This window comes from Xanthomonas phaseoli pv. dieffenbachiae (assembly GCF_008639345.1).
Taxonomy (GTDB): Bacteria; Pseudomonadota; Gammaproteobacteria; order Xanthomonadales; family Xanthomonadaceae; genus Xanthomonas; species Xanthomonas phaseoli.
In genome coordinates this window covers 167730-192400 of the sequence record NZ_CP041380.1, presented here as the reverse complement: position 1 = coordinate 192400, position 24671 = coordinate 167730, and the positions used below count along the sequence as shown (strand labels likewise).

The following is a 24671-nucleotide window of genomic DNA, read 5'->3' as shown; positions in this document are numbered from 1 at the left end:
GTCATCGCCCTGATAGGCCGGCGGCGGCCCGCATGCGCAAGACGTTGTTGGCAGACGGTGGAATGCGGCTGCGCCGCACGGCGACCTGCGCGCAAGACCAGACCGTCATGCACCATCCGTGTAGAAACCTGGGGTTGAAGATGATCCGGTGATGCTGTTCGATCGCGCGCGCCGGTCCCGCCGGACGCGTAAACGTCGGCTGCTAAGTGCAAGACACGCAGGATTCCGAGGGCGCGGACCGATTGCCGCTAGTTCAACGGTCCGATCACCATCGCCTGGCGGTCGATGCGGTGCTTTTCGGCAAGCGCCTGCATGCCTTGCAGGGTCGAGGCGATCAGGCTCGCATAACGCAACCGCCACAGGGTGGCGCGGTCGTTGTCGTCGTGTGTGCTGCCCAAGCCGTCGAGCACCTGTGGCAGACGGCGGTCGGCGAGCGCCGAGGCGGCCAGGTAGGGCTTCGCAGGTGCGATGACATCCACCGGCTCGCGCCAGTCGTTGGCCACCTGTCGGGCGATGCCGGCCAGGTGGGAGAGCTGGTGCATGCCGATCAGCGTCTCGTGCAGCATCTCGCGGCATGCCCATTGCCACAGCGCCACCTTTTCCGATGGGTCCTGGGCGATCTCGGTAAGCGCCAGGTCTACCTTTTCGATGCGTGGGTCGAGCATTGCGTGGCTCCGATGCTGCTGTGCAACATAATTCACACCATCAGCCGTGAGAATCAAGTGAGCTAGTCGTTTGAATGCTGTCAGTGCGCCGATGCTCGACCGGGTTCACGCTTCGCCGCCACTGCCTGTCGGGGGAACCAACGGCACCCTGACTTCCTTCCCATGGCGGCGACCTGCACCGCGCGCAATGCTGCAGACCCCGATTCCAAGGCCACTCCCATGCGCAGCACCGTGTTTCTCGCACCGTTGTGGCTGCTGCTGGCCTGCACCGCGCAGGCCCAGGCCACAGCCCCGCGGCTGTCTTCGCAGCAATGCGATGTCAGCACCTCCTACGATGTGCTGGCAGACACCGGCGGCATCTGGCTGCGCCGCAAACAGGGCCTGCCGCGCGAGATCTTTTTCCACGGTGGCGAGCTCAACGTGGATCGCCAGCCGCAGCCGGTCAGCGCCGCCGACGCGCAACGCCTGCGCGAGCTGGAGCAAGGCACACGCGCGTTGATGCCGGCGGTGGCGGCGGTCGCCCAGTCGGTGGTCGACATCACCTTCGATGCGCTCGATGGCGTGGTGCACGTGCTGTCCGGCAGCGCGCGCCAGCAACGCAAGGTCGAGCAATTGCGCACGGCAGCACGGGCACAGGTGGCGGGCACCCTCGGACGCGGGCGATGGGAGCAGGCGCTGTTCGACGAGCGCTTCGAAGCCAAGGTCGAACATGCCGCCGAAGCGCTGGCCGGCAGCCTCACCCGCAGCGTGATGTGGACGGTGATGACCGGACGCACTGCGCAGATGGAGCGCCGCGGCGACCAATTGGATGCACAGATGCAGCAGCAGATGCAGGGCCGCAGCGACGCGCTCCAGGCCCAGGCCCGCAGCCTGTGTGTGCAGGCGCAAGCGCTCTACGCGGTGCAGCAAGCGCTGGAGTACCGCTTCAATGGCGAGCGCCTGCAGATGCTGGAGCTCAACGCGCATCCGCAGCCACCGGATGCGCCGGCCTCCACTAGCGTGGTGGCAACGGCGACGCGCTAAGCGGCCTGTATTGCCTGGCGCGCGTCTGCTCGTTGCGCTCGCCATGCAACACGGTGCGTACGCTGCGGGCGGCACATGCCATCACGGGCGACGCCGAAGTGCCCGCTGGCGCGTCCTGCCTGGAGACGCGCGCGCGAGCCAGCAATCTTCTCGACCACAACGCACAACGGCCCGACGCATGCGCCGGGCCGTTGTTGAAACCGTGACACGCGCTGCGCATCACGGCCTGGCCTGCATTACGCCAGGGTCAGGGTGACGTCGATATTGCCGCGGGTCGCATTGGAGTACGGGCAGACCTGATGGGCCTTGTCGACCAGCGTCTGCAGTTCGGCCTTGTCCATGCCCGGCACGGCGATACGCAGTTCCACGACGATGCCGAAGCCGCCCGGGATCTGGCCGATGCCGACGCTGCTGTCGATGCTCACTTCGCCCGGCAGCTTGAGCTTGTCCTGTGCGGCCACGGCCTTCATTGCGCCGATGAAGCAGGCAGCGTAACCGGCCGCGAACAGCTGCTCCGGGTTGGTGCCGTCGCCGCCGGCGCCGCCGAGCTCGCGCGGGGTGGACAGCTTGGCGTCGAGTGCCTTGTCCGAGGACACGGCACGGCCTTCGCGGCCGCCGGTGGCAGTGGCGTGGGCGGTGTAGAGGACTTTTTCGGGTAAGGCCATGGTGGTTCTCCAGGGTGAGCGCTAGTGGCGCATGAGGGTTTAATAGTTGACGATTGAATCGTCTACGACGTGTTGCAAAGGGGCACGCCAGGAGCTCATCCGGCGCCAAGGCTGGAGCGTAGCTTCTCCAGTTCCTGCTTGAGTTGACGCAGTTCGTCCAACGAGCAGGCCGATGCACAAAACACCTGTTCCGGTACCGCGCCGGCCTTGCTGCGCAACGCGCGGCCGGTCTCGGTCAGCGTGATGATGACCTGGCGCTCGTCGCTGGCCGCCCGCGTGCGGGTCACCAACCCGGCCGCCTGCAGGCGCTTGAGCAGCGGCGTCAGCGTGGCCGAATCCAGGTACAGGCGCTCGCCGATCTCCGACACGCTGCGTTCGTCGGTCTCCCACAGCACCAGCATGACCAGGTATTGCGGATAGGTCAGGTCCAACGCCTTCAGCAAGCCGCGGTAGAGCTTGTGCATCGCCAGGTTGGCCGAATACAACGCAAAGCACAGCTGGTTGTCGAGCTGCAGCAGCGCATCGGTGCGGGCGGTGGTGGCCGTGGCGGTGTCCATGGCTGCAATTTATATAGCGCACGATCTAATTGCAAGCGATTTATCGGGATGTCCTTTGCGGCTTGGCTCCGTGAGGGACCATCGGCCATCGCGGCCAGAATTTCGGACGCTGGCTGGTAGCTGCGACCGTCGCAGTCGCGCTGCAGGGTCAGCGCTGGAAGCAAGATGCCAGCCACCGTTGACATGCGGCTGCACGCATCATGATGGCCGGATACGCACGGCAGCCCCCGCGGCGCCTCATTAGATCCACGAAGGAATTGAAAGACGCACCAGCAACAACCCCGACCATCGTCGTCAGCCGATGTTGAGCGATCACTTCACCGGCAGTGCACAGCCATTGCCGCACATGCACGGCAATGGCAATCGCGCAGGCCCTCGCCTACCCGATCATCCGCTCACGCGCGATGCGCCGTTGCCAGTTAATCGGCGCTCTGCATTTCGATCAGGCGCGAAGCGGTGCGCTCGAACGCACCGGCCAGGCGCTGGCCGCTGTACAAGGACGGCGGTGCGTCCTGCGCAGTGCAGACCAGATTGACATGGCGGTCGTACAGCTCGTCGATCAGGTTGACGAAGCGACGCGCGGCGTCTTCGTTCATGCGGTCGAAGTGCGGAATGCCGCCCAGCAAGACGGTGGTGAATTCGCGCGCAATCTCGATGTAGTCGCTGGGTCCGCGCGGACCTTCGCACAGCGCAGCAAAATCGAACCACGCAATGCTCTTGCCGCGTGCGCGCACCGGAATCTTGCGCGCTTCGATTTCGATATTACCGGCACGCGCCTCGGCGTTGCCGCTCAACTCGGCCCAACGCTGCGCAAGCCAGTCGTCGGCCTGTGCATCCAACGGCGCGCGATACACCGGCGAGCGCGTCAGCGCGCGCATGCGGTAATCCTCGGTGCCTTCGGCGTAAAGCTCCACGCAAAACTTCTGCAACAACCCGATCGCCGGCATGAAACTGTCGCGCTGCAAGCCGTTGGCATAGAGGTTTTCCGGCGCGGTGTTGGACGTGGTCACCAGCGTCACGCCTTCGGCGAACAGGCGCTCCAGCAGCCGTGCCAGCAACATCGCATCGCCGATATCGGTGACGAAGAATTCGTCCAGCACCAGCACGCGCAGGTTCTCGCGCCACTGCTGGGCGATGCGTGCCAGCGGATCGCTTTGACCGGCGTGCTCGCGCAACTGCTCGTGCACGCCGCGCATGAAACGGTGGAAGTGGGTGCGGTATTTCTGCTTGATCGGCAGGCCGTCGTAGAACAGATCGACCAGAAAGGTCTTGCCGCGTCCGACACCGCCCCAGAAGTACAAGCCGCGCACCGGCTCGGGCTTCTTCCAGAATGCCGACAGCCGGTCCAGCCAACCATCCTGCGCGCTGTCCACCAGCGCCTCGTGGATGCGGTCCAGCTCCGCCAGGGCCGCCTGCTGCGCAGGGTCGGCGCGCCAATCGCCGCGTTGTACGCCGGCGGCGTAGCGCTGCGACGGGGTCATCTCACTCATTGCATTCTCCGCGGGCCGCCGGCTGTTGCCCGGACCGCTCAACCGCGCATCGCCTGGCGATACGCGTGGGCCGTGCCGCGGTCAGACGGCGGCCGGCAACCAGCGCCGGACACCATGCTGGATCGCACCGCGCAGGTCGATCAATTTGCGGTGGAAGAAATGGCTGGTATCGGGCATCCGAACCAGCTCGGGTTGCTGTTCCAGCGTGTCCAGCCAGTCGTAGACCGCTTGCGGGTCGACGATCTCGTCGGCATCGCCCTGGATCACCAACCATTGCGCCGGCGGCTGGATGTCGCTGAAATCCCAACGCCCGGCCGGTGGCGCGATCGAGATCAGCACCTGCGGTTCGAGCGAGCCGGCGGCGCGCAGCGAAACATATGCGCCGAAGCTGAAACCGCCCAACCACAACGTGTGGCCTGGCCGCTGCGCACGCACCCAATCGGCAACCGCGCGCAGATCGTCCTGCTCGCCATCGCCATGGTCGAACGCACCGGCAGAATTGCCGGCGCTGCGGAAATTGAAGCGCACCACGGTGATGCCCAGCTCGCGCAGCGCGCGCGCGGCCATGGTGACGACCTTGTTGTGCATGCTGCCGCCCTCGGTGGAGAGCGGATGGCAGAAGATGGCGGTGACCGCGTGTGCGGCAACATCCGGCTCGGGCAGATCGACCGCGACATCCAGCGGGCCGACCGGCCCCTCCAAGGTCAACGCAGCCGATTCGGTGGGGAATGAAGGATTGGACATGCCTGCATAATAGCCGCCCCGCCGGCCGCGTTCATCGCCCTGCCTGCACACTTCGTTGCGTTGCCCATGCATTTTCTGCTGTTTGCCGTTGTCTGCAGTGTCCTGGTGTCGGTGCTGTTGAAGCTTGCGCCACGCCACCGGATCGACGTGTTTCAGGCCATTACCTGGAACTACGCCACTGCTGCACTCCTGGCCTGGCTGGTCCTGCATCCTGCGCTGGACACGCTGCGCTCCACGACCGCGCCCTGGTTGGCATTGCTGTTGTTGGCCGTGGCGTTGCCCTCCATCTTCCTGGTGCTGGCGCGGTCGGTCGCGGTGGCCGGCATCGTGCGCACCGATGTTGCGCAACGCTTGTCGTTGGTGCTCTCGTTGGCCGCCGCCTTCACCGTTTTCGGCGAACCGGTCAATGGCTGGAAGCTGGCAGGTCTTGCGCTAGGCATGGTGGCCATCGTGTGCATCGTGCGACGCCCCCGTCAGCACGTCGCGACCGATCCACTGCCGAGCACAACCGGCCTGCCCTGGCTGATTGGCGTCTGGATGGGCTTTGCGCTCATCGACCTGCTGCTCAAGCACATCGCGCAGGCCGGGACACCATCGCTGACCTCGTTGACGTTGTGTTTTGCGCTGGCCTTCTTGCTGATGCTTGGCGTGCAGAGCGTGCGTTGGACACGTGGCGCACGCCTGAGCACGCGCAGCATGCTAGCCGGCGTGCTGTTGGGTGCGCTCAATTTCGGCAACATTCTCTGTTACGTACGTGCGCACCAGCTGCTGCCGCACAGCCCGGCGACCGTCTTTGCCAGCATGAATCTGGGTGTGGTCGTGTTGGGGGCATTGGTGGGCAAATTAGGATTTGCCGAACGCCTGGGCCCGCGCGGCTGGTTGGGGCTGGCACTGGCCGCACCGGCCATCGCGGCGATCGCCTGGGGAATCGGTCTGGGTTGACGCTGGCTTTCGGCCTGCGCGACGTCGGTTCGCCATCGGCCTTCCGCGCCGCTTGGCGGTCGCTAGCATGAGCGTGCATTCCCGCGGGAGTTTGTGATGCGCCTGACTTCGTTCTTTCGCAGCACTCATCCGGTTGCCCCGGAGCCGCTCAATCCGGCAGCCACCGATCCGACAACGTCCGCTGCGGCCACGCCGTCGTTGCACCCACTGTCTTACGCGCCCAAGGCCGGCACCGCGCAGGGCGCGGCCAAATTGCGGCAAGGCATGCTGGCATCGGCACGCAAGTCGCTGGCAACGCTACGCAAACAGCTGCCGTTGATGTGCATGACAGCGCCAGCCACAAAAACGGCGCAGAGCCAGCCTACGCAGATCGCACCGGCACCGGCACCCGCCCCCGCAAATCACGGTGCCAGGCGCGAAATAAGCCCACCCTCAACGCGACCGCAGGCGGGCGTCGAGGCACGATGGAAGGCGCCTACCGCAAAGCCAGCGCCGCGCAGTGGGGCACCGAGGCAGACCGCAACGCTCAGACAGCAGCCGCTGCCGACAACACGCACTGCAGAGCGCCCCCAGCGACCTCAAGACGGCCCCGGGCAACCGTGGCAACAACATCTTCCAAGTGCAGCCCGGCGCGATCAGCTACGGCAGTCGCAGCAGCCAACGCCTCCGCTGCGGCCGGCGCCGGCTGCATCCCCGAGCGCGGCGATACCGGCGCGGCCCTCGCCGTCCAGGCGGCCACGCCCGGTGCGCAACATGAATCTGGAATTGGCCGCGCTGAACGAGCAGTGCCACCGCATCAGGCAGCGTCTCTACAAAGAGCGCCGCGCCCCCGGCACGGAAGAGCGAGCGGTGTTCGAGATGCGTGCAGCCCTGATCGCCGAGCGCGACGCCGTGCGCGATCGGCAGCTCGATGGAATGTTGGCGGCGCTGGCGCCATTGGAGAAGATCGCTGCACCGAGAACCACCACTAGTCGGCTGGCCATGGTCCAGCAGGATGTGATGCAGTCCAATCGCCGTGCGTTGCTTGCGGTCCGTCGCGAGAATATCGACATGACCAAGATGGCCAGGTATTACACGCGCGCACAGCGGCGCCTGGAATCCTTGAAGGAGAGCGGTGCTGAGCCCGACAAGGTCGAACGCCTGGAACGCATGATGCAGGGCTACACCAACGTGCTGGCACTGGAAGAGATCGTCAAGCGCACCGACGACCAGTTGCACCGGATGGGTGCGCCACGCTTGATGGACAGCATTCCCACGACCGCGCAGGAGCGTGCGCGAATGGAGCAGAGCGAACGTGATGCCCAACAGGAGCAGTTCGAAAACGGCTATTTCTATTGAGCACTTCCTCGTTGCGCGCAAGCATGCGCGGGCGCTAGTGCCCGCGTAGGCCTCGGCGCCAGCCACGACACGGCGCGCCGTTGACCTCAAACTTGGATGTCGCCAGCGCGATGAGGCTGCCGATGGCAGCAACTCGCCTGGCAAGCAGCAGCAGTGCTGGCGTCAACGCGCCCAGTGCGGGAACGGGTCGTCCAGCAGTTGCCATTGCGCCGGCCCCTGCCGTAGTTCCTGGTCGCTGAGCAGGCACGCGTCCAGCGCGGCGCGTGTACGCGGTGCATCCATGTCCACGCCGATCACCGCCAGCTCCTGCCGGCGGTCGCCCCACAGCGGATGCCACAGCCGCTGCATCGCGGCGTATTCGTTGGCATCGCCCACCTCGTGCGGTTGCGGCAGTGGCGCGGTCCAGCACTGCGTCTGTTGCCGCTGCCAGCCGATATCGGTGTAGGGCAGCGGCGTAATGCTGGTCTGCAGCGGCTGGCCGACCGCCTGCGCCTCCACACGGTGGCGCGCAGCGAACCAGAACCCGGCCGCGCTGGTCTGGGTGGCGCCGCCCACGCTGGACAACTCGCCCACCCAATCCATGCGACTGGCCAGCCAGAAGAAGCCCTTGCTGCGGATCACCTGCGGCAAGCCGCTGTGCACCATGCGCGCGAAGCGCTGTGGATGGAATGGCCGGCGTGCGCGGTACACGAAGCTGCTGATGCCGTATTCCTCGGTCTCGGGCGTGTGCTGGCCGCGCAGCTCCTGCATCCAGCCCGGCGCCAGCTGCGCACGGGTGAAATCGAAACGCCCGGTGTCCAGCAGCTGCTGCAGCGGCACGTCCCCGTGTGCGGCATCCACGATTGCCGCGTCGCGGTTGAGCGCACGCAGCACGGCGCGAAGGCGTTGCCGCTGCGGCGCGTCGATGCGGTCGCACTTGCTGATCACCAGCACATCGGCGAACTCCACCTGTTCGCCCAGCAACTGCACCAGCCCGCGCGTGTCGTCCGGGCCGGCCTGCTGGCCCAGGTCGGCCAATGTGGCAGCCGAGCCGAAGTCCTCCAGGAAACGGCTGCCGTCCACCACCGTCACCATGGTGTCGAGCCGGGCGATGTCCGACAGGCTGAAACCATCGGCATCGCGCACCGCGAAGGTGGCTGCCACCGGCATCGGCTCGGCAATACCGGTCGATTCAATCAGCAGATAGTCGTAGCGGCCCTGCTCGGCCAGCCGCCGCACTTCCTGCAGCAAATCGTCGCGCAGCGTGCAGCAGATGCAGCCGTTACTGAATTCCACCAGCGTCTCTTCGGTGCGCCGCAACGCCGCGCCGCCCTCGCGAACCAGCTGCGCGTCGATGTTGACCTCGCTCATGTCGTTGACGATCACCGCCACCCGCAAGCCGTCGCGGTTGTGCAGGATGCGATTGAGCAAGGTGGTCTTGCCCGCACCCAGGAAGCCGGACAATACGGTGACGGGAAGGCGCGCATCGCGCTTGGGGGACAGAGACATCCTGAGAGCCTGGCGGGAGAGAAGTGTTACTCTATAACACTAATCGACTGGATGCTTCTAATGCGCGCCACCGCCTCCCTGCTGGACAGCTCGGCCATCGCCTTGTCCGGGTTGTGCCTGTTGCATTGCCTGGCCCTACCGCTGCTGGCGGCCACGCTGCCGTTGCTGGGCGCCTGGAGCCGGGCCGAGTGGGTCCATGTGGTGTTCGCCACGGCGGCGGTGCCGATGAGCGGCTACGCGCTATGGAGTACGCATCGCCGGCACGCGCTGCCGGCGCCGGCTGGGTGCTGGCGCTGTGCGGACTAGCCGGGCTGGTGATTGGAGCGAGCGGTCTGGTCGGCGATGCGCTGGAGACAGCGGTCACGGTCGCCGGCAGCCTGCTGCTGGCCAGCACGCATCTGCTCAATCTGCGGCTGCGTCGCCGACATGGGGCGTGCGCGAACTAGCGGCCGTTCGGCGTACGGCGCCATTGCTGGAGCGGCGCCAGGCGGAAGTGAAGTTGCACACGCATCCGCCGGTCGATGCGCGCCCTGCTGGCGCTCGAACACCTCAATGCATGCCGTGCACCACGTCGGCGTCGGCGTGCAGCATGCTGCCGCCGTGATCACCTTCGCGTCCTCGTCCGCCGCGTCCGCTTGGCTTGACGGCGGCCTACGCAATCATCGATGAGCGCCCGGTTTGCAGCAGCACGCCCGTCCCCGATTTGCCCAGGCACGCACGCAGCCTGCACAGCCATGATTGGCAGCGCTACAGCGAAAAACCCAGCAACACCGGGTCGTGATCGGAGCTGCGCCACGGCCCGGGCAGGTTGCGCTTGGGGTAGCCGGCCGCGTCCATGACATCGGCATTGATATGCCATTCGGCCGCGCCACGCAGCTGCTTGGCCATCGCCGGGCTGAGCAAGGCATGGTCCAGCCGCCCGCTCAGGCAGTCGTACACGTAGCTGTAGGGCTGCTTCACGCCGGCCACGGCAAACGCGTCCTGCCAGCCGCTGGCGCGCAGGCTGCGCATCGGCATTTCCATCGCATAGGCATTGAAGTCGCCCAGCAGCACGGCAAGCTTGGTCTGCGCCCCAGTGGGGTCGGTCTGCAGCCACTGGTGCAACCGCTTGGCCGATTCGGTACGGGTGGCATTCCAGCAGGCCTGGCCGTCCTGCTGATCGGCGTCGGCACCGCTGGCGTTGCCGCAGCCCTTGGACTTGAAGTGATTGGCGACCACCACGAAGGTGGCGCCGCGCGCACTGCGGAACGCCTGTGCCAGCGGCACGCGACTGTGGTTCTCGAACGGCCCGCCGGTCAGCGTGGCCGGCTTGCCGACCGGGGTGACCTGCGAGCTGCGATAGAGGATGCCGACCCGGATCGCATCCTCGCCCGGGCCGCTGCCGGTATCGACGAACTGCCAATCCTTGTCCTTGCCGGCGGCGTTGAGCGCGGCCACCAGTTGCGATACCGCCGCATCGGCGCCGTTGCCGTCGTTTTCCACTTCCATCAGCGCAGCCACGTCGGCGCCCAAGGGCACGATGGTGGCGACCAGCTTGGCCAGCTGCGCCTGGAACTGTTCGTGCGTGCGTGCGCCACGCTTGGTCGGGAAGCCACCGCCACGGCCATTGCCGTTGAAGAAATTCTCGAGGTTGAACGAGGCAATACGCAGATCGCCGCCCACCTGCGGTGCAACGGCTGTGGGCATCGCCGGCAAGGTCAGCGGGCTCAGCACCTGGATGCGGTAGTTGCCGTCGTAGCGTTGATCGACGATGCCATCGACCGATTTGAGCAAGCTGCCGCTGCGCAACACCGGATCGGCCGGCAGATACGACACCGTCTTCGGGCTGCGGCCGTTGCGCGCATCGTCCAACAACACGCGACGGCGTGCGTTATCGGCCTGCACCTGCGCGAACGCCGGCGTGCCGGCAGCCGCGACCTCGCTCGGCTGCCACAGACGTCCGCCGAACGCGGCGACCAGCTCGCCATAGGTGTCCAGGCGGTCGCTGCCATTGAGCGTGAGCGAGGCGATACGCACGTGTTCGCCTTCCAGCGCTTCCCAGTTGGCCGGTGGGCCGCTGAGCATGCGCACCGGCACCGGCTGGCCGCTGGCAAGCCGCTCGATGCTGCTGGCGTCCACGCTGGTCAGGCTCGCCTCGCCACCTGCCGAGACCTCGCGCACGGTACCGACGATGCGCACGCGGTCGCCCACTGCCAGCTCGGCATTGCCGGCCACGGTGACGAACAGGCCATGCGAGCGCCGCGGTTCGAACCCGGGCTGCTGCACGAACAGGCCGGCCAGCCCCACGCGCGTATCGGCGGTGACGATGCCTTCCACCTCCACCACGCGTCCGTCGTATGGGCTGCGGCTGTCTTCGCCCTGCACGTCGGCAATCGAGAGCCGCTGCGCGGCACCATCGGCAGCGCTGCACAGCAACGGGGCCAACAGACCAATCAAACCGAGCACAACCAGCGGGCGAGGCGACATCGAACGACTCCAATGAGTGGATCAAACGCAAACGCCGCCCGGAAGGCGGCGCGTGATAACGAAAAAGCGCGGAAACAGGCTAGCAAACCAGGGGGAATGACCGCCAGGCACGTGCGCTGCGCAACCGCGATGCGGCTAACGCGTGCACTGATGCGGTGCTGCAGCGCCTAGGTCACCTCTGCAGGCGACGCGTTGGATCGGATACGCCACGCAGCCAATGCGCGGTACCAGGCGGGAAATCGCAGCCCCATCCTCCCCCGCCAACTTGCCAAGCCCTACTTGAGGTTGCCCAGCATCCAGTCGACGGTGGCGCGTACCTGCTCTTCGGTCAGCGCCGGGTTGCCGCCCTTGGGAGGCATGATGCCGCCATCCGGACCGGTGTAGCCCTCGATCGCGTGCTTGTACAAGGTGTCCTTGCCCTGTGCGATGCGTGCATCCCAATGCGAATGGTCCAGCGTGGGCGCCTTGCCGACACCGGTGGTGTGGCAGGCGGTGCACAGGTTGTTGAAGATGGTCTTGCCGTCGGTCGTACCGCCGTAAGCGGACTGCGAGGCGGCCTTGGCCAGCGCTGCGGCCTGGGCTGCGGCCTGCGCGGACGCGCCAGTGGCACCGGCATAGACCGCGCCGGCAGGCGCAATGCGTTGCAGCACGCGTTTTGCGGCAGTGGGCGAGACTTCGTCGGGGATAGCGCGTTGCAAATACGCTGCCAGGGCGATCAGGCCCAGGGTGATCACCACGAGTAAACCGATCACCATCGAGAATTTTTTCAGGAACTCGAGGTCGTAATTCCGCACGCGCTCACCCCTGGCTGTTGGTCGAAGACCTCTGCTAGCGCCGGAGTATAGAGCACACTTTGCGCCAGTCTGACCAGCCTGCATGACAGTTTTCGCAGCGATGGGCGCTGCGTGCCCGGTGGGTGGATGCTTCTGTGCGTGGGCACGCTCGCCTCGGCGGGTCAATTGCCGCAGCGCCGCATACGCGCATTGGTCTGCGTTGTGGGAATTGCGTATCATTCCCAACAACCACGGTGGCGCGGTTCTCGCCTCGCCGGTCCCGTCCTTGAGGAGTCGCCGCGATGAAATCCTTCCTGCTGTCCTGCCTGGCCTTGGCCAGCATCAGCCTGTCTGCCCAGGCCCACGAAATCTGGATCGAGCGCGACGGCAGCGGCCCGGTGCGCATCTTCTTCGGCGAGCCGGCGCAGGACGCGCTGGACCACGGCGAAGACGAGATCAAGCGCGTCGTCAAACCAAACGTATTCGGCACTGCCGGCAAGGCCGGTCCACTGCAGCGCGGGACCGAGTTCCTGACCGCGCCGCTGGCCGGCAGCGGCGATGCGTGGTTGAGCGACGACAGCGTGTTCGAGCCATGGAAGGGCGAAGCCGGCGGTTTCGAGACGGTGAGCTATTACGCACGCGCCGGCCGTACCACAGCGGCTGCAAAGCTCGATTTCGAACTGGTCCCCACCGCTGCCAACAGCAATACGCTGACCGTGCTGTATCGCAATAAGCCACTGCCCAAGGTGGACGTGACGGTGATCGACCCGCAGAAATGGCAGAAGACGCTGACCTCCGATGCCAAGGGCCAGGTGACGCTGCCCACGCTGCGGGCGGGCCGCCACATCCTGGTGGCCACCAACAAGGAACCGGTGAAGCGCGAGATCGCCGGCAAGCAGGTATCGATGGTGCATCACATCAGCACGCTGACTTTCCTGGCCGAGTAAGCATGGTCGGCATAGCTCCCGTGCACGCATGGAACAGGCGTCGCTGCTGCGCCGCGGCGACGCCTGGCTTGCGCGTCCTACGGCATAGGCGGGAACCACTTGCGGTTGCCGGCCCACCCGGCCTGGCAACGTGGCGCTGCGCTGTGGCGCTTGCTCCACGTCCATTGCGCGCGGTGGCGTGATGTCCAGCGCATCGCCCCTGCCGCTTGGCTGGTTCAAGCGCCCCTGGCTGGGCGTGCTTGCGCGCACGCTGGCAGCCATCTTCGGCGGCTACGCGCTGGCCAGCGCCACCAATCTGTCGCTGGCGCTGGTGTTGCCGATGCCGCGCAGCGAAGCGGTATTGACCAGCATGCTGATCGGGATCGTGGTGTGCGCGTGTGCGCCGTTGTGGGCCTTCGCCACCGCCAGCGTGTGGCGTGCCTGGGCCGGCATCGCGGTGCCGGCGGCGCTGCTGTTTGCGCTGGCCGCGTGGCTGCAACGGAGCGCGGCATGAAGCAGGGTTTTCGCCAATCGATGGCGTGGCTGCACACCTGGACCGGGCTACTGGTCGGCTGGGTCTTGCTGCTGATCTTCATGGGTGGCACGGCCAGTTATTACCGCGACGAAATCAGCCGCTGGATGCGCCCGGAACTGCCCACCACTACCGTGAGCACCGCCACCGCACTGCGCAGCGCCGAGCAGTATCTGCAAACACACGCAGCCGATGCGGTGAGCTGGAACATCACCTTGCCGGATCCGCGCACTCCGGTGGTGAGCATGTACTGGCAGAATCCCGCACCCGCCGACGGCAAACCGGCAGAGCGCCGGCAACTGTACGGCACCGCCATCATCGACCCGGCCACCGGCAAGGACATCGCTGCACGCGACACGCTGGGCGGCGAATTCTTCTACCGGCTGCATTTCGACCTGCACTACGTGCCGGTGATGTGGGCGCGCTACATCGTGGGGTTCTGCGCGATGTTCATGCTGGTGGCGATCATCAGCGGGGTGATCACGCACAAGAAAATCTTCAAGGACTTCTTTACCTTCCGCCCGGGCAAGGGGCTGCGGTCGTGGCTGGATTTCCACAACGTCAGCGCGGTGACCGCGTTGCCGTACCACGCGATGATTACCTATACCGGCATCGTGACCTTGATGTTCATGTACCTGCCGTGGGGCATCAAGGCGCGCTATGCAGGCGATGAGATGCGCTTCTACGACGAGGCGGCCAATCGTGTGGCCGATACGCGCAAGGCAGCGGGCATACCGGCGCGCATGCTGCCGCTGGAGCAGTTCGTGGCACGTGCGCGCAGCGACTGGCGTGGTGGCGAGGCGGGCAACGTTGCGGTGTCGCTGCCCAACGATGCGCATGCTGCCGTCGGGGTGAGCCAATTTGCCGACAACCTGTCCACCGACGTGCCCTCCATCCTGTTCGATGCAGTGGGTGGCGAGCGCCTGCAACGCAGCGGGCCGCCGGGCGGTGCCAGCCAGACGCGTGGGGTGATGGTGGGTCTGCATCTGGCCCATTTCGCCGGGCCATGGCTGCGCGCGCTGTTTTTCGGCTCCGGCCTGCTGGGCTGCCTGATGGTGGCCAGCGGGGTGGTGATGTGGGCGGTGAAAGAACGCCCCAAGCATTTGAAAGCCGGGCGCATCGGCTTCGGCCTGCGCCTGGTGGACGCACTCAATATCGGCACCGTGGCCGGTTTGCCGATCGCCTTCGCCAGTTTCTTCTGGGCCAACCGCGTGTTGCCGGTGAACCTGGATGCGCGCGCAGCGATGGAGGCCAATGTGTTTTTTGCTGCGTGGGCCACGGCATTGCTGGCGGCATTCGCGTGGCCACGGCGTGCGATGTGGAGCTGGCAGTTGTATCTGGGCGCGGCGTTATTCGCGCTGGTGCCGGTGCTCAACGCACTCACCACCGATGTGCACCTGGGCGTGACGCTGCCGGCCGGGCAATGGGCACTGGCCGGTGTGGATCTGGTGTGCCTGTTCCTGGGCCTGTGCCTGGGCATTGCCGGCTTTCGCTTGCAACGTTGGAAAGCGCCGCAGCCGGCTTCGGCACGACGCGCGCGCGCTGTTGCCGCAACGCCTGCACCGCCGACCGCGCCGCTCCAGGAAGGCGCATGAGCGTGCTGCTGTTGCTGGCGTTGAATTTTTCCGGGTTTGCTGCGCTGTGCCTGGCGATGGACAAGCATCAGCAGCAGTTGCGCGGCCGCCTGCTGGGCACCACACGGTCGCGCCAACTGCGTGTGGTGGGGTGGTTGCTGCTGTGTCTCACCTTCGCGTTGGCGGTGCATGCGCAGGGTTGGGGCATCGGCGCAGTGCTATGGCTGGGCACGTTGACCGCCAGTGCGGCGGTGTTGTCGCTGTGGCTGCTGCCGTATCGGCGCGGCGCGATCGTGCCGGCCGCAGTGGCCGCACCGGTGCTGGCGGGTGTGGTGCAGGTGCTGATTGGTTGAAGGTGAGCCGCAGCTGTCAGATGTCTGCTGCGTGCGTTTGCATGCCGACCCGGCGGCCACGACCAGCATAAGGAACACGCGTCACCGGTCGACCGGATCGCCGAGCTCAACGGTCGGCGGATCACCCCAACTGCGGCCATCGCGCGGCAGGCGGCCATCGTCGAGCACTTGCAGCACGCGCTCGGGCTGCAGCATGTCCAGAAACAGCACCACGTTGACGCCTGCCGGCCGCGCCATGCTGGGGAAGATCACGCCAGGAATCTCTGCTTCGCGCAGCAGGTCGCCGAGCACCCAGCTCACCGGTTCGATCTTGTTGACCAGCGCCTTGCGCCAGTCGTCGGCCCAGTCGGCCCACACCGCATCCCAGCTGGCATCGAGCAAACGCAGATCGGCCAATGCCGGAAGATCGGCGGCGTAACTGACCAGCGTCAACGGTGGCAGGAACGGGGCGGCATGGGCATATTCGGCCGCGGCGGTTTCCAGTTGCAGCGACAGATAGAGCGCCGGCTGGCCGAAGCGATTGAAACGCCCACCCGAGCGCGCCGCACCGGCACCGCTCAGCGGTTCGGCGGCCCAGCGCGGGGTAAAGGCGCGATAGAGCGTGCAGTGCGCCGGGGCGCTCAGCTTCAACCGGCCGCCCCTGCGGCGACCGTGCGCAGATAGGTCAGCGCATCGTCGGTGCGCCCCTGCTTGACCACTTCCAGCAAGGTGGCGAACTCGAACGCCGGAATCGGCGTGTTCTTGAGGTGGAACACCACCTGGCGCTCGTCCGGTTGCACCTGCGCCATCGCCACCAGCAGCCGCGACAAATTGCGCAGCAAGTCCTGCACGCGCGGGCTTTCCGGGTGCACGCGCAGGCTGTTGCGATGCACGCCGGCCAGCTCGGCCAGTTCCTGTTGCGAAAGATCCAGCAGGCCGGCCATGGCCGACGGCGACAGGATGGTCCGGTCCGGCACGCGCAGGCGTTCGGTCAAGGCCAGGGGATTGAGAACGGCGACCATCGCAAGGCTCCGGCAGGGTAGGTGCACAGTATATGCACAGTCAGCTGCATCTGGGAGGCACATCCCCGTGCGTGGTCAGTGCACTGTCAGCTGCCCGCCTGCCCTGCCCCCACCGCGCGCAGACAGAAGCCGCAGATCGCTTCGACCAATTGCTCGCCCTGGTGCGGATCGCCACGGCTGGGGGCGATCGGCCCCACCAAGGCCTCGGTAAACGCGCCGACGATGCAGGCAGCTGCGGCGTCCAGCGACTGCTGCGGAAACTCCCCGGCCGCCACGCCTTCGGCAAGCAGCTGGCGAAACACCTCACCAAACTGGCGGCGGCCGCGGATGCGCTCGGCGTCGACCTCGCTCTCCACCGGCTCGGCGATGAAGGCGTATGCCAGCGCCGGGCCGGCCAGCGCCCGCCGCACGAAGGTAGCGATTGCGCTACGCAAACGTTCGGCTGCGCTGGCCTGGGTGGCCGCAATGGCGCGCAGGATGGCCATCTCGCGCTGTACCGCCTCGCTTAGAACTTCTACGAAAAGTTCGGCTTTCGATGGGAAATGTCGATAAATCTGCCCGGTCGAGACGCCCGCGGCCGCTGCCACCGCGGTGACCGGTGCATTGCGGTAGCCGCCTTCGGCGATCAGGACGCGGGCCGCGTGCAGGATGCGCTCGCGGTTGCCGGCCAGGCGTTCTTCCATCAGGGCGGAGCGTCGGTAAGCCATGGTGTGATTCTGCGTTCAATAGTTGAATTTTAGTTCACTTTTTTGTCGCGGACCGCTAGTCTGGCCGCATCCGCCGCGCGGCCCGCCCGCTCCCACCCGGCACATCCCGATCCCTGTGGAGTTGTTGCATGCATGTGCCGTCCTTGAACTTCGAGCTTGGCGAAGAGATCGACCTGCTGCGCGAAAGCGTGGCCGCCTTCGCCAGCCACCATATCGCTCCGCTGGCCGCGGCAGCCGACCACGATAACGTGTTCCCCGCCCAGCTCTGGCGCCTGCTCGGCGAACAAGGCCTGCTCGGCCTGACCGTCGAAGAAGAGTACGGCGGAAGCGGCATGGGCTATCTGGCGCACGTGGTGGCGATGGAAGAGATTTCGCGTGCTGGCGGCGCGATCGGGCTGTCGTATGGCGCACACTCCAATCTGTGCCTGAACCAGCTACGCAAGAACGCCAGCCACGAGCAGAAGCAACGCTACCTGCCCAAGCTGTGCAGTGGCGAGCATGTGGGCGCGCTGGCGATGAGCGAAGCCGGCTCCGGTTCGGACGTGGTGTCGATGAAGTTGCGCGCCGATGCGCGCGGCGACCGCTTTGTGCTCAACGGCAGCAAGATGTGGATCACCAACGGCCCGGATGCCGACGTGCTGGTGGTGTACGCCAAGACCGACCCGGACGCCGGCGCGCGCGGCATCACCGCCTTCATCGTCGAGAAGGGCATGCCGGGCTTTTCCACCGCACAGAAGCTGGACAAGCTGGGCATGCGCGGCTCCAACACCTGCGAGCTGGTGTTCACCGATTGCGAAGTGCCGGCGGAAAACGTGCTCGGCACGCTCAACGGCGGCGTGCGCGTGCTGATGTCCGGGCTGGATTTCGAACGCGTGGTGCTGGCCGGCGGGCCACTGGGGCTGATGGCCGCAGCCATGGACGTGGTGTTGCCGTACGTGCACGAGCGCAAGCAGTTCGGCGAGCCGATCGGCACCTTCCAGTTGATGCAGGCCAAGCTGGCCGACATGTACGTGGGGCTCAACGCCTGCCGCGCGTATGTCTATGCGGTGGCACGCGCCTGCGATGCCGGGCGCACCACCCGCCAGGATGCAGCCGGCGCCATCCTTTACGCCGCCGAGAAGGCAACCTGGCTGACCGGCCAGGCCATCCAGGTGCTGGGCGGCAACGGCTACATCAACGAATACCCCACCGGACGCCTGTGGCGCGATGCCAAGTTGTACGAGATTGGCGCGGGCACCTCGGAAATCCGGCGCATGCTGATCGGCCGCGAGTTGTTCGAACGCACCGCCTGACGGAGCCACCATGAGCGTGATCGATAGCCAGCTGCAGGTCAGCGGCGAGAGTTTTCAACACAACGCTGCGGCGATGCGCGCGGTGATCGACGACCTGCGCCGCACCCTCGCCCAGACCGCCCGTGGCGGCAGCGACACCGCACGCGCCAAACACACCGCACGCGGCAAGCTGCTGGTGCGCGAGCGCATCGATGCCTTGCTGGATCCGGGCAGCCCATTGCTGGAAATCGCTCCCCTGGCCGCGCATGGCATGTACGACGACCAGGTTCCGTGTGCGGGCGTGGTGGCCGGTATCGGCCGCGTGTCCGGCGTGGAATGCGTGATCGTGGCCAACGACGCCACCGTCAAGGGCGGCACCTATTACCCGATGACGGTGAAGAAACATCTGCGTGCGCAGGAGATCGCGCAGCAAAACCGGCTGCCGTGCATCTATCTGGTCGATTCGGGCGGTGCATTCCTGCCGTTGCAGGACGAAGTATTTCCCGACCGCGACCACTTCGGACGCATCTTTTACAACCAGGCCAACCTGTCGGCCAACGGCATCCCGCAGATTGCGTGCGTGATGGGCTCGTGCACCGCCGGCGGCGCCTATGTGCCGGCAATGAGCGATGAAACGGTGATCGTGCGCGAGCAAGGCACCATCTTCCTGGGTGGCCCGCCGCTGGTGAAGGCCGCCACCGGCGAAGTAGTCAGTGCTGAAGACCTGGGCGGCGCCGATGTGCATACGCGCATTTCCGGCGTGGCCGATCACTTTGCCGACAATGATCTGCAGGCGCTGGCGCGCGTGCGCACCATCATCGCCCAGCTCAACTGGCGCAAACCTGCCGCAGCGCTGGCGCTGCAGGCACCGTTGCCACCACGCTATGCCGCCGACGAACTGTATGGCGTGATTCCTGCCGACACGCGCAAGCCGTTCGATGTGCGCGAAGTGATCGCGCGCATCGTCGACGATTCGCGCCTGGACGAATTCAAGCCGCGCTATGGCAGTACGCTGGTGACGGGGTTTGCGCATCTGCATGGCTACCCGGTCGGCATCATTGCCAACAACGGCATCCTGTTTTCCGAGTCCGCGCTCAAGGGCGCGCACTTCATCGAGCTGTGCACGCAGCGCGGCATTCCGCTGGTATTCCTGCAGAACATCACCGGCTTCATGGTCGGACGCAAATATGAGCATGGCGGCATCGCCAAGGACGGCGCCAAGCTGGTGATGGCGGTGGCCTGCGCCAAGGTACCCAAGTTCACCGTGGTGATCGGCGGCTCGTTCGGTGCGGGCAACTACGGCATGTGCGGGCGCGCCTATTCGCCGAACTTCTTGTGGATGTGGCCAAACGCCCGCATCGGCGTGATGGGCGGCGAACAGGCGGCCAGCGTGTTGGCCACCGTGCGTCGCGACGGCATCGAAGCCAAGGGTGGCGCGTGGGCGGGCGAAGACGAGGAGGTGTTCAAGGCGCCGATCCGCGCGCAGTTCGAGCAGCAGGGACATCCGTATTACGCCAGTGCACGGCTCTGGGACGATGGCATCATCGACCCGGCCGATACGCGCCGCGTGCTGGGCCTGGGATTGTCGGCAGCCCTGAACGCGCCGATCGAACCCACGCGCTTTGGTGTGTTTCGCATGTGAGTACAGGGGGCACCGCCGCCGCACTTGTGCGTGCTGCGGGGCCCGCTGCCGGTGTGCAGGCTGTGGCGTGAGGTTGTGATATGCGGGCCGGCAATCGTGGAGGTTCGCGCAGTTGGCTTGCAGCGACACCGTGCCGTGTAACAGGCAACCTGCTCGCGCTCGATGTCCAGATGCAAACAGACAAGCCGTTTATCTTCGTAAGACGACCCGCCGCTACGGCGACGTGCAGAGACTGATCCGATGACCCAGCGCGACCCTATCGCCGCAGCAACGCAAGCGCCCTTCGACAAGATCCTGATCGCCAATCGCGGCGAGATCGCCTGCCGGGTCATCGCCACCTGCCGCACGCTGGGCATTGCAACGGTGGCGGTGTACTCGGATGCAGACCGCAATGCACGGCATGTGCGCATGGCGGACGAGGCGGTGCATATCGGCGCCGCCCCCGCGCAGCAGAGTTATCTGCGTGGCGAAGCGATCCTGCAAGCGGCACGCGCCACCGGTGCGCAGGCGATCCATCCTGGATATGGCTTCCTGTCGGAAAACGCGGCATTTGCCGAGGCCTGTGCGCACGCTGGCATCGTCTTCATCGGCCCGCCGGCAGCGGCGATTCGCGCGATGGGCGACAAGAGTGCGGCCAAGGCACTGATGCAGCGGGCCGGCGTGCCGCTGACGCCGGGTTACCACGGCGACGAACAAGCACCGGCATTTCTGCGTGCGCAGGCCGATGCCATCGGCTACCCGGTGTTGATCAAGGCCAGTGCGGGCGGTGGCGGCAAGGGCATGCGCCGCGTGGATGCCAGCGCCGCCTTCGAAGACGCGTTGGCCAGCTGCCAGCGCGAAGCGCAGTCGGCATTCGGCAATGCACACGTGCTGGTGGAAAAATATGTCCAGCGGCCGCGGCATATCGAAATCCAGGTGTTCGGCGATACGCATGGCGAGGTGGTGTACCTGTTCGAACGCGACTGCTCGGTGCAGCGCCGCCACCAGAAGGTGCTGGAAGAAGCGCCTGCACCCGGCATGAGCGAAGCCAGGCGCGCAGCGATGGGCAAGGCAGCAGTGGATGCGGCGCAGGCAGTGGACTATGTCGGTGCCGGCACGGTGGAATTCATCGCCGGGCCGGACGGCGATTTCTATTTCATGGAAATGAACACCCGGCTGCAGGTGGAGCACCCGGTGACCGAGTTGATCACCGGCACCGACCTGGTCGAATGGCAGTTGCGGGTTGCCGCTGGCGCGCGCTTGCCGCGCAGGCAGCATGAGTTGCGCATTCACGGGCATGCGCTGGAGGCACGCCTGTACGCCGAGGATGCCGAGCGCGGTTTTCTACCGTCCACCGGCACGCTGCGTCAGTTGCGGATGCCTGCTGCCAGCGCGCATGTGCGCATCGATGCGGGCGTGGAGCAAGGCGACACCATCAGCCCTTATTACGACCCGATGATCGCCAAGCTGATCGTCTGGGATACCGACCGCCCGGCTGCATTGGCACGCATGCGCGCGGCGTTGTCGCAATTCCACGCGGTAGGTGTCACCACCAACAGTGCATTCCTGTCGCGCCTGATCGCGACCGATTCGTTCGCGTCGGCCAATCTGGATACCGCGTTGATCGAGCGCGAACACGCCGTGCTGTTTCCGGAGGCGCGTAGCCCCGACACCGCCTGGTGGTGCCTGGCAGCGGTGTTGATGGCCGACGCAGTGCCGGCAGTGGCCGTTGATCCGGCCGATCCGCATTCGCCGTGGCAGCACACCGATGGTTGGCGCATCGGTGCGCATGCGGCGCAGCGCATCGTGCTGGAAGCGAACGGCGAGCGCCGCCAACTCGCGGTGCGTCCGGATGCCGATGGCTGGCAGGTCGGCAATGCAGACCAGACACATACCTTGCGCTACCACCGGCATGAGACGGGCGTGCGGGTGGAGATGGACGGCCGGCAATGGCGTGCACAGGTGCTGCGCGACGGTGCCACGCTGACCCTGATCGGGGCCACGCAGCGGGCCGTCTTCCGTCACCACGATGCACTGGCAGAAGCCGACCAGCCTACCCAGGACGCCGGCGGCCTCACCGCACCGATGCCCGGGCGCATCGTGTCCCTGCCCGCAGCAGTGGGCCAGCCGGTCGCCCGAGGGCAGGCGCTGGTGGTGCTGGAAGCGATGAAGATGGAGCACACCCTGCACGCGCCCAGCGATGGCACCGTGCAGGCGTATCTGGTGGCCGAAGGCGATCTGGTGGACGACGGTGCGGCGCTGGTGGAATTTGTGTCCGCGTCTGCGTAGCGGCGCATGGCAGGGTGACCAACGGCACGTTCGCCTGCGCGCACGCTGCCGCTAGCGTGGCACATCGGCCGGCTTGGCCGACTTGCCACCGGAGTGCCCATGCAACGCCTGCTTCTTGTTTCCAGCATGCTGCTCGCGCTGTCTGCGTGCAGCGACAAACCTGCGCCCGCTGCCGAGAAAGCGGCAGCACCTGCACCGGCTGCCACAGCGCCCGCGGCGCCGCCTGCGCTGATTACCCGCGATGCGCTGTTCGGCAATCCCGAGCGGGCCACTGTCAGCATCAGCCCGGACGGCAAGTACCTCAGCTGGGTGGCGCCGCTGGAGGGCGTGCTCAATGTCTGGGTTGCGCCGGTGGATGCGCCCGACCAGGCGCGCGCAATCACCAAGGACACCGCACGCGGCATTCGTAACTACTTTTGGACCTATCAACCCAATACCTTGCTGTACCTGCGCGACAACGGCGGCGATGAAGATTTCCACCTGTTCTCGGTCAATCTGGCCGATGGCAGCAGCAAGGATCTCACCCCGTTCCAGAAGACCAATGCCGAGGTGTATCGGGTCAGCGCGCGGCATCCCGAATCGATCATGGTCGGCATGAACGACCGCGACGCCAAGTGGCACGACCTGTATCGCGTGGACCTGGCCTCCGGCAAGCGCACGCTGGTACAGAAGAACACCGACAGCCTGGATGCGTACCTGCTCGATGGCGATTACCAGCTGCGCTACGCCACGCGCGCCACCGACGATGCCGGCAGGGAGTTGCTGGTGCCCGATGGCAACCGCTGGAAGAGCGTGGACCGCATTCCGTTCGAGGATGTCAGCAACACGGCGCCGGAAGGCCTGACCGAGGATGGCAAGACGCTGTACATGCAGGATTCGCGCAACCGCGATACCGCAGCGCTGTATGCCATCGACACGGCCAGCAACTCCCGTACGCTACTGTTCGAAAGCCCGCGCGCCGACGTCGGCGCCACCTTGAACGATCCCAAGACCGGGGCAGTGCAGGCGGTGTCCACCGACTACCTGCGTGAAGAATGGAAGCCGCTGGACAACGGCATTGCCGCGGATCTGCAGAAACTCAAATCCCTGGGCGACGGCGATGCCAGCGTGGCCGCGCGCACGCTCGATGATCGCATCTGGATCGTGGGCTATTCCGCGGCGGAAACCCCGCTCACCTATTACCGCTACGATCGCGCCGATGGCGGCAAGCTGACCAAGCTGTTCTCCGCGCGGCCGGCACTGGAGGGCAAGCCGCTGGTGCCGATGTGGCCACAGGAGCTGACTGCACGCGACGGCCTCAAGCTGATCAGCTACCTCACCCTGCCGGCCGAAGCCGATGCCAACCACGACGGCAAGGCCGATAAGCCGGTGCCGTTGGTGCTGTTCGTGCACGGCGGCCCGTGGGCGCGCGACAGCTACGGCTACGGGCCGTACGAGCAATGGTTGGCCAACCGCGGCTATGCGGTGTTGTCGGTGAACTTCCGTGGCTCCACCGGCTTCGGCAAGGCGTTCACCAATGCCGGCAATGGCGAGTGGGCCGGCAAGATGCACGACGACCTGCTCGATGCGGTGCAATGGGCGGTCAAGCAAGGGGTCACCAAACCCGAGGATGTCGCCATCATGGGCGGCAGCTACGGCGGCTATGCCACGCTGGTCGGCATGACCTTTACCCCGGACGCCTTCAAATGCGGCGTGGATATCGTGGGCCCGGCCAATCTCAACACCTTGCTCGGCACCGTGCCGCCGTACTGGGCCAGCTTCTACAAGCAGCTGACCCGGCGCATGGGCGACCCCGCCACCGAAGCCGGCAAGCAGTGGCTGACCGACCGTTCTCCGCTGACCCATGTCGACAAGATCAGCAAGCCGCTGTTGATCGGCCAGGGCGCCAACGACCCGCGCGTCAAACAGGCCGAAAGCGACCAGATCGTCAACGCGATGAAGGCCAAGAACATTCCGGTCACCTATGTGCTGTTCCCCGACGAAGGCCACGGCTTCCGCCGCCCGGAAAACAGCAAGGCCTTCAACGCAGTGACCGAAAGCTTCCTGAGCCAATGCCTGGGCGGCCGCGTGCAACCGATCGGTGCGGATCTGGAAGGCTCCAGCATCACCGTCCCGGAAGGCGCGGACAAGATCAACGGCCTGAGCGAGGCCTTGAAGACGCATACGCAGGCGATTCGGAAGTAAGCCTGCGCGGGACTTGCTTTAGCCCGGGACACGAAGGCCGACGGCACTCTGCCGTCAGCCTT

22 protein-coding genes and 1 pseudogene are annotated in these 24671 nt (G+C 66.0%); 12 read left to right on the top strand and 11 right to left on the bottom strand.

The genetic code is table 11. The annotated features are described in order from the left end of the window. Positions 1-248 precede the first annotated feature (248 nt). Complete coding sequence (locus tag FLG15_RS00845) at positions 249-665, bottom strand: hypothetical protein (RefSeq protein ID WP_057679469.1); 417 nt, start codon at positions 663-665, stop codon at positions 249-251. Positions 666-827: 162 nt separating this feature from the next. Here FLG15_RS00845 and FLG15_RS00840 point away from each other — a divergent pair, with 162 nt between their 5' ends. Beyond that, positions 828-1688: a DUF2884 family protein gene (locus tag FLG15_RS00840; RefSeq protein WP_057687042.1), complete on the top strand. Its 861-nt coding sequence runs from the start codon at positions 828-830 to the stop codon at positions 1686-1688. Between the two features lie 236 nt (positions 1689-1924). Here FLG15_RS00840 and FLG15_RS00835 read toward each other — a convergent pair whose 3' ends face one another. From FLG15_RS00835 to FLG15_RS00820, 4 genes are all read right to left on the bottom strand, one after another. Beyond that, positions 1925-2353, bottom strand: coding sequence for an organic hydroperoxide resistance protein (locus tag FLG15_RS00835; protein ID WP_057679114.1), 429 nt, complete (start codon positions 2351-2353; stop codon positions 1925-1927). 95 nt (positions 2354-2448) lie between these two features. After that, the gene (locus tag FLG15_RS00830) at positions 2449-2910 is read right to left on the bottom strand and encodes a MarR family winged helix-turn-helix transcriptional regulator (protein ID WP_057679113.1); all 462 of its coding nucleotides are present in this window, start codon (positions 2908-2910) and stop codon (positions 2449-2451) included. Between the two features lie 419 nt (positions 2911-3329). Further along, positions 3330-4400, bottom strand: a complete 1071-nt coding sequence (zapE, locus tag FLG15_RS00825; RefSeq protein ID WP_057679112.1) for a cell division protein ZapE — start codon at positions 4398-4400, stop codon at positions 3330-3332. A gap of 81 nt (positions 4401-4481) precedes the next feature. After that, positions 4482-5144: an alpha/beta hydrolase gene (locus tag FLG15_RS00820; protein ID WP_057679116.1), complete on the bottom strand. Its 663-nt coding sequence runs from the start codon at positions 5142-5144 to the stop codon at positions 4482-4484. A gap of 66 nt (positions 5145-5210) precedes the next feature. Here FLG15_RS00820 and FLG15_RS00815 point away from each other — a divergent pair, with 66 nt between their 5' ends. Then, complete coding sequence (locus FLG15_RS00815; RefSeq protein ID WP_057679111.1) at positions 5211-6086, top strand: EamA family transporter; 876 nt, start codon at positions 5211-5213, stop codon at positions 6084-6086. Positions 6087-6182: 96 nt separating this feature from the next. Then, entirely contained in the window at positions 6183-7424 is a 1242-nt protein-coding gene (xopR, locus tag FLG15_RS23280; RefSeq protein WP_280514386.1) for a type III secretion system effector protein XopR, read from the top strand. Positions 7425-7586: 162 nt separating this feature from the next. On the opposite strand, the gene FLG15_RS00805 is transcribed toward xopR, so the two are convergent. After that, positions 7587-8912, bottom strand: a complete 1326-nt coding sequence (locus FLG15_RS00805) for a GTP-binding protein (RefSeq protein ID WP_057679109.1) — start codon at positions 8910-8912, stop codon at positions 7587-7589. A 51-nt stretch (positions 8913-8963) separates the two neighbouring features. On the opposite strand from FLG15_RS00805, the pseudogene FLG15_RS00800 reads away from it, so the two are divergent. Beyond that, positions 8964-9358 (top strand): annotated as a pseudogene (locus FLG15_RS00800) (MerC family mercury resistance protein). Positions 9359-9659: 301 nt separating this feature from the next. Here the strand turns inward: FLG15_RS00800 and FLG15_RS00795 are convergent. Together FLG15_RS00795 and FLG15_RS00790 are read right to left on the bottom strand one after the other, a co-directional pair. Beyond that, on the bottom strand, positions 9660-11378 hold the full coding sequence (locus FLG15_RS00795; RefSeq protein WP_150145355.1) for an ExeM/NucH family extracellular endonuclease: 1719 nt from the start codon (positions 11376-11378) through the stop codon (positions 9660-9662). Between the two features lie 275 nt (positions 11379-11653). Next, entirely contained in the window at positions 11654-12172 is a 519-nt protein-coding gene (locus FLG15_RS00790) for a c-type cytochrome (RefSeq protein WP_005912306.1), read from the bottom strand. Between the two features lie 281 nt (positions 12173-12453). Between FLG15_RS00790 and FLG15_RS00785 the strand changes: the two genes are divergently transcribed. The 4 genes from FLG15_RS00785 (at position 12454) to FLG15_RS00770 (ending at position 15536) form a co-directional block, all read left to right on the top strand. After that, entirely contained in the window at positions 12454-13098 is a 645-nt protein-coding gene (locus tag FLG15_RS00785) for a hypothetical protein (RefSeq protein WP_057679106.1), read from the top strand. 181 nt (positions 13099-13279) lie between these two features. Beyond that, on the top strand, positions 13280-13591 hold the full coding sequence (locus tag FLG15_RS00780; protein ID WP_057679105.1) for a DUF3649 domain-containing protein: 312 nt from the start codon (positions 13280-13282) through the stop codon (positions 13589-13591). Beyond that, a complete protein-coding gene (locus tag FLG15_RS00775) occupies positions 13588-15204 on the top strand; it encodes a PepSY-associated TM helix domain-containing protein (protein ID WP_150145352.1) in 1617 nt (538 codons plus the stop codon). The genes FLG15_RS00780 and FLG15_RS00775 overlap by 4 nt, the downstream gene beginning before the upstream one ends. Beyond that, positions 15201-15536, top strand: a complete 336-nt coding sequence (locus FLG15_RS00770; protein WP_057679103.1) for a DUF3325 domain-containing protein — start codon at positions 15201-15203, stop codon at positions 15534-15536. Before FLG15_RS00775 ends, FLG15_RS00770 begins: the two co-directional genes overlap by 4 nt. 81 nt (positions 15537-15617) lie before the next feature. Here the strand turns inward: FLG15_RS00770 and FLG15_RS00765 are convergent, their stop codons facing one another. From FLG15_RS00765 to FLG15_RS00755, 3 genes are all read right to left on the bottom strand, one after another. Beyond that, positions 15618-16166: an RES family NAD+ phosphorylase gene (locus FLG15_RS00765; RefSeq protein WP_057679102.1), complete on the bottom strand. Its 549-nt coding sequence runs from the start codon at positions 16164-16166 to the stop codon at positions 15618-15620. Next, the gene (locus FLG15_RS00760) at positions 16163-16537 is read right to left on the bottom strand and encodes a hypothetical protein (protein ID WP_017156918.1); all 375 of its coding nucleotides are present in this window, start codon (positions 16535-16537) and stop codon (positions 16163-16165) included. Before FLG15_RS00760 ends, FLG15_RS00765 begins: the two co-directional genes overlap by 4 nt. Positions 16538-16623: 86 nt before the next feature. Continuing rightward, a complete protein-coding gene (locus FLG15_RS00755; RefSeq protein ID WP_057679101.1) occupies positions 16624-17244 on the bottom strand; it encodes a TetR/AcrR family transcriptional regulator in 621 nt (206 codons plus the stop codon). A gap of 128 nt (positions 17245-17372) precedes the next feature. Between FLG15_RS00755 and FLG15_RS00750 the strand changes: the two genes are divergently transcribed. From FLG15_RS00750 to FLG15_RS00735, 4 genes are all read left to right on the top strand, one after another. Beyond that, positions 17373-18536, top strand: coding sequence for an isovaleryl-CoA dehydrogenase (locus FLG15_RS00750; RefSeq protein ID WP_057679100.1), 1164 nt, complete (start codon positions 17373-17375; stop codon positions 18534-18536). A 10-nt stretch (positions 18537-18546) separates the two neighbouring features. Continuing rightward, positions 18547-20157, top strand: a complete 1611-nt coding sequence (locus FLG15_RS00745; protein WP_150145349.1) for a carboxyl transferase domain-containing protein — start codon at positions 18547-18549, stop codon at positions 20155-20157. A gap of 240 nt (positions 20158-20397) precedes the next feature. Then, positions 20398-22425 carry an acetyl/propionyl/methylcrotonyl-CoA carboxylase subunit alpha gene (locus FLG15_RS00740; protein ID WP_057679098.1) on the top strand — a complete coding sequence of 676 codons (2028 nt, stop codon included), beginning with the start codon at positions 20398-20400 and terminating at the stop codon, positions 22423-22425. Between the two features lie 99 nt (positions 22426-22524). Beyond that, on the top strand, positions 22525-24609 hold the full coding sequence (locus tag FLG15_RS00735) for a S9 family peptidase (protein ID WP_150145346.1): 2085 nt from the start codon (positions 22525-22527) through the stop codon (positions 24607-24609). Positions 24610-24671: the final 62 nt, after the last annotated feature.